The following is a 12817-nucleotide window of genomic DNA, read 5'->3' on the forward strand; positions in this document are numbered from 1 at the left end:
CGCTTGCGCCGAAGGTAGTGCCAGGGTCACTTGGTGTGAGACTAGGAAGATGCACCTTCTATATAAAAAGCCAGATCTTAGGATCTGGCTTTTTTTATTTGTGGCCATAAAATTCTTAATTCACTAATTCATGCTTAAATAAGGCTTTTCGGCCTTTTCTTTTGCCTTTACTATCATTTCATATACAATAGTAATATGAAGAAAAATATCCTTAAAACTCAACTAGTTACCCTGTTTATCTTAACATTATTTTCATTTGTTTCTTTTTACTTTGGAAATGATCTACCGGATAACTACTTTACGATTACATCTAATAATTCAGGAAATATTCTTAGCTATTATTTTTTCTCATTGGTTAAGTTTGGCTCTTACTTTAGTGGGCCTTGGATTTTGATTCCTTTCTTCGTTTTTGCTCTATGCCATACATTTATATATGACAGAAGAGAGTATATGGTGGATATCCTCAATTTTTTCCCATTACTTTTCTTTGCTGGAAGTATTTCATTTTTTCTATTTCAAGATGCTCTTGGAATTGGACTACAGTATATTTTCAAAAATTCATTTACTTCGCTTTGGTTAGGTATTTATAGCGGTGTCGCTTTTGGATTATTTCTTTTGGGTACTTTTAGAGGTGGATTTAAAGAGAGTATTATTAAAGTATTTAATTTTACTAAAGCCGCTCCTAAGAAAGTGGTTCAGGCCAAACAAGCTCTCATTGCTCCATTTGAGAAAAAGAAACCTGTTGCGCAAATTGAGCATGATAATAGTCTACGAAAAAGAATGGATAGCATTCTAAAAGACGATAATAAAGATAAGGATGAGACTAAGAAAGAGGGATCTTTATTTGCTTCTCTCAATAAAATTAAACCACAAAATATCTTAAAGTCTAAGACTGTTGTTGAAGAGAAAACTGACAATATTGAACAAGATGATGAGGATATTGAAGAAGCAGTAATTAAGCCACAAATTATGAGACCTTCATTTGATGAATCAAATACAGTCGTTCGTACAGCTCCTGATGTTGAAGAAGAAGATCCTAGTGAGGATGTTGATAGTAATACTCCTAGAGAGCCGCAAGTTAAGAAGATTCTTGTAACTGCTCCGCTTAATCGTATGGCAGATACTTCTAGTGATAACCAATATTTTAATATTGTTGATACTGCTACAGAGGCTACGATTGAGAAGGTTTCGAATGAGCCTGATAAGGCATATTTTGAGCAAATTATTACACTTCTTGAATCTAAGCTTACTGAGTTTAAGATTGAGGGTGAAATTGTTAACGTTTTAAAAGGTCCTGTTGTTGATACTTTTGAATTTAGACCAGGGGCCGGTGTTAAGGTTTCTAAGATTGCAGGATTAGCTGATGATTTATCCTTAGCACTCTATGGAGCACCTATTCGTGTTGTTCCTGCAATGATGGGGAAAGATACTGTCGGTGTTGAAGTCCCAAGAAATCCTCGTGATATCATATATTTAGATGAAGTTTTAAGTTCTAAAGAGTTCCAAAATGCTAAATATTCTCTGCCTATTGCGATGGGGAAGAATGCTTTTGGTGAATCTTTTGTTATCGATTTAGCTACTTGTCCACACATGCTTGTAGCAGGTGCTACAGGTGCAGGTAAGTCGGTATTTATTAATTCACTTCTTGTATCACTTCTAGTTAAGAAGTCTCCTAAGAAGATGAAATTAATTCTTATTGACCCTAAACAACTTGAAATGGCGCTATATGCTAAACTTCCACACTTATTAATGCCTGTTGTAACTGATGCAAAAACTGCTTCAATTGCACTTTTATGGGCATGTCAGGAAATGGATCGTCGTTACGGAATTCTTGCTGAATTTGGTGTTAGAAATATTTCTGGATTCAATGAAAAACTCAAGAGAGCAACTCCAGAAATGCTTGCTAAGATTCACCATCACTATGAAGATACAACAGCCGAAGATTACGAATTACCATATATCGTTATTATTGTAGACGAGTTTGCTGACCTGGTACTTACTAAGGCCGGTAAAGAAATTGAAAATAATATCGCACGTATTGCAGCTAAAGCACGTGCCGCAGGAATTCACTTAGTTCTAGCAACTCAAAGACCTTCTGTTGATGTTATTACTGGTGTTATCAAGTCTAACTTCCCAACTCGTGTTGCCTTTAGAGTATCTTCAAGAACTGACTCAAGTACTATTCTTGATAAAATTGGGGCTGAGAGACTTCTTGGGAAAGGGGATATGCTTTACAAACACGGTATTAATACTCAGCGTGTTCACTCTTCATATGTAGATGAAGTAGAAATCGAAGCCTTAACTCAAAAACTTGAAGCGCTTGAATCAGGATTCGATGAAAAAGCAATGGAATTTCTTGAGAATGGTGGTGAAGTTGAAACAGATGAATACTCTTATGGTTCACATATCACACCTGCATCTTCATCAAGTTCAGGTGATTCTCTTTATGATGAAGCTGTTAAAGTCGTAATGGAATCTCGCTCGGCGTCAGCTTCTATGCTGCAAAGAAGATTGAGAATTGGTTACAATAGAGCAGCAAATCTTATTGAAGAACTTGAAAAGCGCGGGGTAGTAGGACCTGCTCAGGGTGCTAAGCCGCGTCGCGTTCTTGTTGATGGAAGTTCACCAACTCTATAATTCAAAAGGCCCTTTCTTTCGGTAAGTTAGGGCCAATAATTCCTCTAAAAATATTACAAAAAAATATTGAATCCATAGTGTCATCGTGTTAAAAATGCACCATCGCAATATCGCGAAATAAACTACTGCTCGAAGGTTGGTCCGTTCGGTTCGAGTTAGTGTAATTAACCAACTTAGGAGTTCGTATGTCAGAATTAAACATTAATGATCTTTTAAAAGCAGGTGCACACTTTGGTCACCAGACTCACAAGTGGAACCCAAAAATGAAGCCATATGTATTTGGTGAGAGAAACGGTATCTACATTGTTGACCTTGCTAAAACAATTCCATTAGCAAAAAAAGCTTATGACTTCCTTAAGAAAACTTCTTCTGAAGGTAAGCCAATTCTTTTCGTAGCTACAAAAAGACAAGCTTCAGAAACTGTTAAGAATGCTGCTGCATCTTGTGGTGCATACTACGTAACTAACAGATGGCTAGGTGGGATGCTTACAAACTACAAAACAATCAACCTTTCAATCGATAAACTAAGAAAAGTTGAAAAGATGAAAGAAACAGGTGACTTCGAGTTACTAACTAAGAAAGAAAGAATCAAAGTTGGTAAAGAAGTTGAAAAGCTAGAGAAAAACCTTGGTGGTATCAAGGATATGAGAAAGCTTCCAGGTGCTCTTGTTGTTGTTGATCCAAACAATGAAAGAATTGCTGTAAAAGAAGCTAACAAGCTAGGTATTCCTGTTGTTGCAATCGTTGATACTAACTGTGATCCAGAAGGTGTTGACTACGTTGTTCCAGGTAACGACGATGCAATCAAATCGATCACTCTATTCTCTGATTACTTTGCAGGTGCAATTGCATCAAATGCTGGTAAATCTAAGTCTGCTGGTAACCAAGTTACTGATAAGGCACTAGAAGAAGAAATTCTTTCTAAGTATGAGAACGACATCGATTTAGCTGGTGAAGAAGAATAATTAATAAATAATTAGCGAGGTAAAAAATGGCTATTACGGCAAGTGCTGTTAAGGAATTAAGAGAAAAAACTGGTGCAGGAATGATGGACTGTAAAAAAGCTCTATCAGAGACTAACGGTGATGTGGAAGCGGCAATCGATTTCCTAAGAACTAAAGGTCTTGCAACTGCTGCTAAGAAAGCAAGCCGTGTTGCTGCTGAAGGTACTGTAGTATCTCTAGTAGAAGGGAACGCAGGTGTTATTCTTGAAGTTAACTGTGAAACTGACTTTGTTGCTAAAGGTGATGATTTCCAAGGTTTCGCTAATACAGTTGCTGCATGGACTCTTTCAAATAAGCCAGCTTCTATTGAAGAACTTAAAGAAGCTAAGAACTCTGAATCAACTGAACTTACTATGAAATGTGGTGAGAAAATCGACCTAAGAAGATTTGCTGCAGTTGAAACTACAGGTGTTCTTGGATCGTATAACCACGGTGGAAAAATCGGTGTTCTAGTTGATCTAGCTACTGATAAAGCTGATGCTCCAGAAGTTGCGGAACTTGCAAAAGATATCGCAATGCACGTTGCAGCTGCTGCACCTTCTTTCTTAACTGCTGATGATATCGATGAAGATTACAAAAAGCGTGAAGAAGAAGTTTACCGTGCTCAACTTAAAGAAGAAGGTAAACCTGAAAACATGATCGATCAGATCGTTAAAGGTAAACTTGGTAAGCTAGCAAAAGAAGTATGTCTTCTTGAGCAAGTTTTCATCAAGAACCCAGACTTTACTATCAAGAAGCTTGTTGCTGATGTAGCTGGTAAAGTTGGTGGTGACATTACTGTAACTGCTTTCCACAAAATCAATCTTGGAGAAGGGATTGAGAAGAAAGAAGACAACTTAGCGGAAGAAGTTGCTAAGATGACTCAACAGTAAAATTAATTACTAAATACGAGAAAGGGCTTTTTTAAGCCCTTTTTTTTTGCAATTACAGTGTAGTGTTATTGGGGATTTATGAAATATAAAAGAATTTTATTAAAACTTTCTGGTGAGGCCTTAGCTGGTGAAGCTGGTTATGGTGTAACTCACGATGTTCTTAACCAAATTTCAGAAGAGGTTAAAGAGCTAGTCGCAATGGGTGTTGAAGTTGCGATCGTTGTTGGTGGTGGTAATATTCACCGTGGTGTAGCAGGTGCTACAAGAGGTATGGACCGTACTTCTTCAGATCATATGGGTATGTTGGCGACTGTCATAAATGCGCTTGCTATGCAGGATTCTCTTGAGCAAAAAGGTGTATTTACGAGAGTAATGTCGGCTATTAATATGCAAGAAGTTTGTGAACCTTATATCAGACGTCGCGCAGAGAGACACCTTGAGAAGAAACGTGTTGTTATCTTTGCAGCAGGTACTGGTAATCCTTACTTCACAACAGATACAGCGGCAGCTTTAAGAGCAAATGAAATTGACGCACAGGTAATTTTTAAAGCAACAAAAGTTGACGGAATCTATGATAAAGATCCAATGAAATATGATGACGCAGTTAAGTTTGATCAATTAAAATATATCGACGTATTAAATAAAGGAATTAAAGTAATGGATTCTGCAGCTATCTCACTTTGTATGGATAATGAGATGGAAATTGTGGTATTTAATATGTTTGAAAAAGGTAATATTGCTAAGGCCGTAGCTGGTGAAAGCATTGGAACTAAAGTTATTAAATAATTTATAAGAGGTATATTATGATTAATGAAATTAAATCATCATTAGAAACTGGTATGTCAAAATCAATTGATTCTTTAAAGCATCAATTAACAAAAATCAGAACTGGTCGTGCATCAGCTTCTGTTTTAGATGGTATAACTGTTGATTACTATGGTTCTCCAACTCCTGTTAATCAAGTTGGACAAATTTCAACTCCAGAAGCAAGACTTCTTCAGATTCAACCATTTGATAAAACACTTATCAGTGAAATTGAAAAATCAATTATCAATGCTAACTTAGGTCTAAACCCATCAAACGATGGTAATCTAATTAGAATTGCTTTCCCTGCACTAACTGAGCAAACAAGAAAAGAGCAGGTAAAAGAAATTAAAAAAATTGGTGAAGATAGTAAGATTGCAATTCGTAACGTACGTCGTGATGGAAATGAACTTGTGAAAAAAGCTGAGAAAGCAAAAGAGATTTCTGAAGATGATTCTAAGAAATTTCAAACTGAAATTCAGACTGTAACTGATAAGTATACTAAACAAGTTGATGAAATCATTGCTGCTAAAGAGAAAGAGCTTCTTACTCTTTAATCTTTATTTGAATTAATGATGAACTTTCAAACTTCTAAATTAAAACATGTTGCAATTATAATGGATGGCAATGGGCGCTGGGCACAGAACCGCGCCCATCGTCGTGTATGGGGACATGTGCGTGGAAGTTCTGTTGTTAGTGATGTCGTAGAAAAAGCTGACGACATGGGGATTAAGGCCCTAACACTTTATGCATTCTCTACTGAGAATTGGGGCCGCCCACCTTCTGAAATTAGAACTCTTTTTCTTCTTTTAAAGAAGTTCCTTATTAAAGAAAGAACGAGAGTTTTAAAAAATAATATTAAATTTAATATTATTGGTGATATTTCAAAACTTCCTAAAGATACAATTGAAATTATTAATCGACTAAAAGAAGAGTCGAAAGATAATACAGGATTAAAATTAACTTTTGCTTTTGGCTATGGTGGACGTGCAGAAATTATAAGTGCGGTAAATAAGCTAATTGCTGAAGATATTGAAGTGACTGAGGAGAATATCTCTCAAGCTCTTCATGCCCCTGAGTTAGGTGATGTCGACCTAATGATTAGAACTGGGGGAGATCAAAGAATCTCAAACTTTCTATTATGGCAGATTGCATATGGTGAGCTGTATTTTACAGAAACAATGTGGCCAAATTTCACAAGTAAAGAATTTGAAAATATTATTTATGAAGTTGAAAAACGTGAAAGACGTTTTGGACAAGTTTCTGAGACTGAATCGCTTGCTGCTTCTAAAAATAAGATTAGAAAGAATATTAGATTAATAAATTAAACGGATTTAAAATGACAAATACTCAAAAAAGAGTCCTATCTGCCATTGTAATGATAGGTATCGTCGCATTAGCATATTCTATTGGAGTCATTGGTATTGAAGCATTACTTATCGTTGTAAGTGCTGCTTGCTTTTATGAATTTGCTAAAAACTTTCTGTCCCTTAAAGTTACAGGGATTTTCACACTGATTAATTTTGTTTTCTTACTTGGAATCCAATTCTGGGCGATGAACAATCCTCATGTTTTTGAAGGTTTTTTAATTCCTTCTATTGGCTGTCTTTTAAATCTTGTTCTAATTGGTTACTTGTTCGTTTCTCCAATGGAGTCGATGAATTTTGTTAATTTACTTAAACGAGTTACTATCTTGAGTATGGTGATGTTTTTGATCCCATTTCTTAATCTTCATTCACTTCTTAATCGAAGCAACTGGCAAGCTCTTGTTATTATTCTATTAGTTTTTAACTTTGGGATGGATACGGGCGCATGGTTCTTTGGTAAGAACTTCGGAAAAACGAAATTGTGGGCGGCCGTAAGCCCTAATAAAACTGTTGAGGGCCTAATTGGAGGTGCTGCAACATCAGGATTATTAGGAACTTTAGTTTGGTATTATTTAATAGGCGATTTTGCGGTAAAATATATACTGATCTTTTTTATTTTAGGTATTTTGAGTCAGGTCGGGGATTTGATTCAGTCTAAATTGAAAAGACAAATAGGTGTAAAGGATAGCTCGAATTTAATTCCTGGACACGGAGGAGTTTACGATCGAATCGATAGTCTTCTTTTTGTCATTCCGTTTTACACACTATTGTTGAGTTATAAAATTTTATAAGGGTTAGTATGTTAGAGAAAATAGTTATATTTATTTTATTTTTAGGGCCACTAGTATTTTTTCATGAATTAGGACACTTCTTATTTGCCAGACTTTTTGGAGTAAGAGTTGAAGTTTTTTCAATTGGCTTTGGTCCAAAATTATTTAGATGGAAAAAAGGTGATACAGAGTACGCAATCTCACTAATTCCACTTGGTGGTTACGTTAAGATGTTTGGGGATGACCCATTCAATAAAGATGGTATCTCTGAAGAAGAAAAGAAGTTCTCTTTTATTCATAAGAAGAAATGGCAAAGATTTTGGATCGTATTCGGTGGTCCACTTGCTAACTTCATCCTTGCTTTCTTTATTTTCTTTGCCCTTTTCCTGACAGGAGAAAAAGTTCCAGAAATTAAAATTGGAAATGTAGCGAAAGAAACTCGCTTTTATAAATTAGGTTTTAGAAGTGGTGATATTGTAAATAAAGTAAACGAGCATCTAGTTACTTCTCCTAGCGATATCGTTCTGGAGAGTGATGGGCATATTAGCTCACTAACAGTTGTTCGCCTTGGGAAGAAAGAAGTTGTGAAGGTTGATATGAAACCTGAGCAATTTTTTGAAGAGATGGTTAATTATCCACCTTTCTTACTTCTTCCAATTGTTAAATCAGCAGATGGAAATCTGTTTATTGTTTCAAAAGGGAAGGGGCCAAATATTGATTACAGCCTAGAGGAATTAGCAGTTGAGGGTGGTCACTTAGATATTTATCCGATTAAGTCTATTGATAATGAAACTAGTCAGCCAATTTTCGATAAAGATGCTAAACCTGTTACTCACTTAGATGTAACAAATGGTCTTAAGCATGCCCTATTTACTAATAACTATTTCCCAATGGACTTAGTTGTTAAAAGTGTTCAAATGAAGTCTCCTGCAGATAAGGCAGGTCTTTTGGCCGGTGATATTATCACTACGGTCAATGGAAAAGAGGTTAATTCATTTGATGAACTTAGAGGTGAGATTCAGGAAAACGAAGGTCAAGCTTCACTGAAAGTTATCAGAAAAGGTGAGATTAAAGAATTTAATATCACACCTGATGTTAGAACTGAAAATGGAGTGACTGTTAAGCTAATCGGTGTTTACAGCAACGGTATTTATGCTGCCGGGAAGTATGTTACAACTGAACCGATGAATTTCTTTAAGGCAATTCCAAGAAGCTTTTATCGTACTTGGGATGGAGTTGTTAAAACATTTGAAGGCTTTAAAAAGCTAATCACGGCAGAGGTTTCTCTAAAGAATATTGGTGGGCCACTTACAATTGGAAAAGTTGCTTCTGATTCTTTTAATACTTCAATCTCTTATTTTTTCCAGTTGATGGCGCTGATCTCTATCAACCTTGGTGTTATTAATCTTTTCCCAATTCCAGTATTAGATGGTGGGCATATTGTTTTTCTTATTTTAGAAGCGATTAACGGTGGACCACTTTCAAGAAGAAAGTTAGAAATTGCTCAGCAATTTGGACTCTCGATCTTATTACTATTAATGATTGGTGCATTATTTAACGATTTTACGCGATTCTTCTAATGATTTACTTATTTATAGATACATCACATCTTCTGCACTTTGGAATTCTTGATGAGAACTTCTCTTGGATAGAAGATGTTGTTGTTGAAACTAAGAAGACCTCTGAGGTTCTTCATGAAAATATTCACGCTCTACTTTCAAAGAACGGTTTTGATATAAGTCATATTAAAGGTCTTATCTCAATTGCTGGCCCAGGATCTTATACTGGAATGAGGGTCGGGGAAGGCCTTGCTCAAATTTTTGAGTTAGATGATATTGAAGTTTACTCTTTTTACAGTTCAGATATTCCAAGTATTCTTGGAGAGGATTCAACTCATTGGATGTTCCCTGCTTTTAAAAAAGAGTATTATATTCGTACAAATGACAATGAAAAGCTTCTTACACAAGAAGAATTTGAAGCGTTTTGCTCCGGTATTGTGGATAAGTCGCTTTTATATACTCATGGAGAAAATGAGCTTTCTGATCGCTGCGAAGGGGATACAAGAGAGGTTCTTCGTAAGAATCCTGCCTCAATCTTTGCTAAAGTTGTAAGTGAGAAAATGAGACAGAGGCCATACTATTTTCGACCTCTTCACGTCGAATTTAAAAAGTCTTAGTATGACATGTCAGTTGAATATTGATAAATTATTAAAGTGAAAATATTTTATCTATCAAAGTCCACAATCAACTTTATTATAGTAGTAGCATTTCTATTATTACTATTATTCGGCTTTTATTTATTCTTATTTTTCTTTGTTATTGTAGGATTATTTCTTTTCTTATTTAGAAGAAAATTGAGCTCATTCAAAGAAGACCAAGTTACAACTCGTGGCTCTATCTATGCGCCTGTAACAGGAAAGGTTATTGGTATTGATAAAATTTCTAATGAAGTTTCAGAGTTATCAATAAGAATGGGACTATTGAGTGGATATGGGATATATTTACCAATTTCAGCGAGAGTAAATAACGTGATCTTCAAAGATAAAGACTTTGGAACAAAAGTTACGTTAGAAGACTCTAATGAGAGAAAGATTAGATTGTATTTTATAAATTCATTTTTTAAACGTGACCCAGAGTTAATTGTACTACCGGGAGACCTAGGAAGAAGGCAAGTTGATATTGGCTTTTATCCATTTGGTGCTACCGTCAAGATGCAAGTTGAAAACTCTGAACTCCTCGTGGCCGTTAATGAAAAGGTTAGGGGTGGAGAAACGATAGTAGGTCGCTACTTAGAAGAATAAAAGGAATTCAAATGACTAGATATGACGGACAACCACATAAACTAACTTTTTTCTTACCTAATATATTTACTGCTTTAAATATGGGCTGCGGTTTCGCATCAATTATCATGGCCATGAAGGGAATGTTTTATCCTGCATGTATGATTCTACTATTAGGTGCAATTTTTGATAGTGTTGATGGGAGAGTTGCACGTTTGACTGGTACTCAGTCTCAATTTGGTGAACAATTTGATTCAATTAGTGATGTCATCTCTTTTGGGATGGCGCCGGCTTTAATTATCTATTTTAAGTTCTTTCAAAACTTAGGTCGTCCGGGAATGGTGATTTCATTCTTATATCTACTTTGTGGTGCTCTAAGACTTGCAAGATTTAATGCTAATATTAATAAGGTTCCATCTAATTATTTCCAAGGTCTTCCAATTCCAGGAGGAGCACTTGCGATTATTGGATTTATAATGGTAACGCTGGAGTTTAACTTTGGTGAGTATCAAAGTTATTACGCTGCTGCATATGTAATTTTCTATTCCCTACTAATGATCTCAAATATTCCGTTTAATTCGTTTAAAAACTCGGATTACGTAAGAAAAAATCGCCGCAAGGTCCTTGCATTAATTCTTCTCATTCTAGTATTAATCCTTATTTACGAGCAACTAATGATTTTTGTGCTGATTACTGCCTATGTTGTTGGATGTTTAGTGTATAATATTTTTAATAAGGATACTAAAGTTGAACTATTCGACTGGGAAGAAAAAGATGAAGAAAGCGAGTCTTAAAAAACTCTTAATTTGTACATTATTAATTGTTAGTGGGAAGAGTTTCTCTGTTGATTTTAATCAACCTCTACCTGGTGAGCTAGACTCATCAACTTCTCCTTATGAAAATGATAACGGTACAAGTGAAGAAGAAGATAAGAACTCATTTCCAAATATTTTTGGTTCAACACCTCAGCAGTATACTGAAGAAGAGCTAAAAAATGCAGTAATGAACTCGCAAGATAAAGAGTGGCTAAAAACAGCTACTGATGAAGGTTCAATTCTGATAGACCCAAGTCCGAATTCATATGTTGAGTATAAAACAGAAGACTTATTAAGAGATATGTATCAGAAAGCTGATACTCAAATTGGCTTTACGTATATCTACGATACTTTTGACTACGCTGATAGCACGGGAACTTTTGAGTCGACTTTCCAAAGTGATGACTCAGCGGCTGACTCTGTTCAAGCAGGTTACTTAACATTTAACTATAGAAAATATTTTCAACGAAATATTGTCTCTACTTTCTTTCAAGGAAATCTTGGAGTTTCATTCAACTCTGGAAAAGGAAAGTTTGGAGACGGCTCTCTTTCTCGTACAACGTTTAACCTATGGCTATTTCCAATTGATTTAAACCTTGGGGCAAAATTAAATTTTGGAAAGAAAGTATCAATAACAGCACAAGGTGGAGCTGTGGTTGCTCCAATATGGCAAAACAGAGATGACCGTGAGCAAGGCGATGATGATAAAGATATTCGCCAAGTAGGTTATGGTTATAATGCTTCTGCTTCAATTGATTTTTCAATTTATAATATCTTCCCAAACTTTGGAATGGATCTTAAAAAGTTCAGTGATGTTAGTGATATGAGCATTAGCCTCATGGCCAAAACCATGGATATTTCAGGATTTAAAAGAGAAGACTTTAGCGTAAGTGGAATGTCTTTTGGGATAGGTTTCAACTTTGAGTATCTATAAAGTTACTTTTTCATACGATGGAACTAATTACTTTGGTTGGCAAAAACAAATTGGCCAACAAAGTATTCAAGGTGAGATCGAAAGAGTTTTAAAGCAAATTTCAAAATCGGATGAGTTACAAGTTGTAGGTTGCGGAAGAACAGATACAGGTGTTCACGCTGTCTATCAAGTTACTCGTATAACTCTTGCTATTGATATTGATCCAAAAGCTTTAATGCGTGCATTAAATAGCCAGTTACCAGAGGAAATTAGAGTTATTGACTCCGAGTTTGCCCCTGAAGATTTTCAACCAGTATTCAATTCAAAGAGTAAGACATATCGCTATGTATTTTCTCTTAAAAGAGAATCAAATCCGTTTTTGAAAAACTATGTGACCTATCTAGGAAAGCAACTGAGCCTCGATAAGTTAAATGAAGCTTGCCAGCTTTTTATTGGTGAGCATAACTTCGAAGGCTTTTCCACAAAAGGTACTCCCGTAAAGTCGACAGTTAGAAGAGTGACTAGTTGCGCAATAAAAGAGAGTCAAATGAGCTATGGTCCAGGCTTACAAGAAGATGTCCTGATCTTAGAAATCACAGGTAATGGGTTTCTAAAGCAGATGGTTCGTCTGATCGTTTCAAGTATTTGGTCGTACGCTCAAGGCAAGATTTCAAAAGAAGTTATTGTGAAACAATTGACTGAGCCAAGTACTGAAAAGGTCGCTCCGACCGCACCTCCACAGGGCCTATTTTTGGTTAAGGTTGAGTATTAGGCCAATTGAAACCCCTTATATTCATTGACTTTTTGCCATATTCTAGCTAATTTCGGCTATTCATAATGTTAATATTGTCGCATA

At 35.7% G+C, this 12817-nt stretch carries 13 protein-coding genes; all 13 read left to right on the forward strand.

Features of this window, described 5'->3' with window-relative positions:
- Window positions 1–195: 195 nt before the first annotated feature.
- The 13 genes from ABMA70_RS10470 (at window position 196) to truA (ending at window position 12733) form a co-directional block, all read left to right on the forward strand.
- Window positions 196–2637, forward strand: a complete 2442-nt coding sequence (locus ABMA70_RS10470; protein WP_103217578.1) for a DNA translocase FtsK — start codon at window positions 196–198, stop codon at window positions 2635–2637.
- 185 nt (window positions 2638–2822) lie between these two features.
- On the forward strand, window positions 2823–3602 hold the full coding sequence (rpsB, locus tag ABMA70_RS10475) for a 30S ribosomal protein S2 (protein ID WP_103217579.1): 780 nt from the start codon (window positions 2823–2825) through the stop codon (window positions 3600–3602).
- Window positions 3603–3628: 26 nt separating this feature from the next.
- On the forward strand, window positions 3629–4513 hold the full coding sequence (gene tsf, locus ABMA70_RS10480; protein ID WP_103217580.1) for a translation elongation factor Ts: 885 nt from the start codon (window positions 3629–3631) through the stop codon (window positions 4511–4513).
- Between the two features lie 78 nt (window positions 4514–4591).
- Window positions 4592–5299: a UMP kinase gene (gene pyrH / locus ABMA70_RS10485; RefSeq protein WP_021268728.1), complete on the forward strand. Its 708-nt coding sequence runs from the start codon at window positions 4592–4594 to the stop codon at window positions 5297–5299.
- 17 nt (window positions 5300–5316) lie between these two features.
- On the forward strand, window positions 5317–5874 hold the full coding sequence (gene frr / locus ABMA70_RS10490; RefSeq protein ID WP_103217581.1) for a ribosome recycling factor: 558 nt from the start codon (window positions 5317–5319) through the stop codon (window positions 5872–5874).
- Between the two features lie 18 nt (window positions 5875–5892).
- The gene (gene uppS / locus ABMA70_RS10495) at window positions 5893–6645 is read left to right on the forward strand and encodes a polyprenyl diphosphate synthase (protein ID WP_103217989.1); all 753 of its coding nucleotides are present in this window, start codon (window positions 5893–5895) and stop codon (window positions 6643–6645) included.
- Window positions 6646–6656: 11 nt separating this feature from the next.
- A complete protein-coding gene (locus tag ABMA70_RS10500; protein WP_103217582.1) occupies window positions 6657–7475 on the forward strand; it encodes a phosphatidate cytidylyltransferase in 819 nt (272 codons plus the stop codon).
- 8 nt (window positions 7476–7483) lie between these two features.
- Window positions 7484–9034 (forward strand): RIP metalloprotease RseP, encoded by a 1551-nt coding sequence (gene rseP / locus ABMA70_RS10505; protein WP_103217583.1) that lies wholly within the window; start codon window positions 7484–7486, stop codon window positions 9032–9034.
- Window positions 9034–9630 (forward strand): hypothetical protein, encoded by a 597-nt coding sequence (locus ABMA70_RS10510; protein ID WP_392993643.1) that lies wholly within the window; start codon window positions 9034–9036, stop codon window positions 9628–9630. Before rseP ends, ABMA70_RS10510 begins: the two co-directional genes overlap by 1 nt.
- A gap of 177 nt (window positions 9631–9807) precedes the next feature.
- Window positions 9808–10254, forward strand: coding sequence for a hypothetical protein (locus tag ABMA70_RS10515; RefSeq protein WP_392993640.1), 447 nt, complete (start codon window positions 9808–9810; stop codon window positions 10252–10254).
- Between the two features lie 11 nt (window positions 10255–10265).
- Complete coding sequence (gene pssA / locus ABMA70_RS10520) at window positions 10266–11027, forward strand: CDP-diacylglycerol--serine O-phosphatidyltransferase (protein ID WP_103217586.1); 762 nt, start codon at window positions 10266–10268, stop codon at window positions 11025–11027.
- Complete coding sequence (locus tag ABMA70_RS10525; protein ID WP_103217587.1) at window positions 11008–11982, forward strand: hypothetical protein; 975 nt, start codon at window positions 11008–11010, stop codon at window positions 11980–11982. Before pssA ends, ABMA70_RS10525 begins: the two co-directional genes overlap by 20 nt.
- Window positions 11969–12733, forward strand: coding sequence for a tRNA pseudouridine(38-40) synthase TruA (gene truA, locus ABMA70_RS10530; RefSeq protein WP_392993637.1), 765 nt, complete (start codon window positions 11969–11971; stop codon window positions 12731–12733). Before ABMA70_RS10525 ends, truA begins: the two co-directional genes overlap by 14 nt.
- The last annotated feature ends 84 nt before the right edge of the window (window positions 12734–12817 follow it).

The sequence above is a fragment of the Halobacteriovorax sp. XZX-3 genome (assembly GCF_043196495.1).
Lineage (GTDB): Bacteria > Bdellovibrionota > Bacteriovoracia > Bacteriovoracales > Bacteriovoracaceae > Halobacteriovorax_A.

Excerpts from the sequence above, each read along its gene's own strand:
- tsf (WP_103217580.1), top strand. The coding sequence starts at position 3,629 with ATGGCTATTACGGCAAGTGCTGTTAAGGAATTAAGAGAAAAAACTGGT.
- ABMA70_RS10525 (WP_103217587.1), top strand. The coding sequence starts at position 11,008 with ATGAAGAAAGCGAGTCTTAAAAAACTCTTAATTTGTACATTATTAATT.
- pssA (WP_103217586.1), top strand. The coding sequence starts at position 10,266 with ATGACTAGATATGACGGACAACCACATAAACTAACTTTTTTCTTACCT.
- ABMA70_RS10470 (WP_103217578.1), top strand. The coding sequence starts at position 196 with ATGAAGAAAAATATCCTTAAAACTCAACTAGTTACCCTGTTTATCTTA.
- rpsB (WP_103217579.1), top strand. The coding sequence starts at position 2,823 with ATGTCAGAATTAAACATTAATGATCTTTTAAAAGCAGGTGCACACTTT.
- rseP (WP_103217583.1), top strand. The coding sequence starts at position 7,484 with ATGTTAGAGAAAATAGTTATATTTATTTTATTTTTAGGGCCACTAGTA.
- frr (WP_103217581.1), top strand. The coding sequence starts at position 5,317 with ATGATTAATGAAATTAAATCATCATTAGAAACTGGTATGTCAAAATCA.
- pyrH (WP_021268728.1), top strand. The coding sequence starts at position 4,592 with ATGAAATATAAAAGAATTTTATTAAAACTTTCTGGTGAGGCCTTAGCT.
- ABMA70_RS10510 (WP_392993643.1), top strand. The coding sequence starts at position 9,034 with ATGATTTACTTATTTATAGATACATCACATCTTCTGCACTTTGGAATT.
- ABMA70_RS10500 (WP_103217582.1), top strand. The coding sequence starts at position 6,657 with ATGACAAATACTCAAAAAAGAGTCCTATCTGCCATTGTAATGATAGGT.
- uppS (WP_103217989.1), top strand. The coding sequence starts at position 5,893 with ATGAACTTTCAAACTTCTAAATTAAAACATGTTGCAATTATAATGGAT.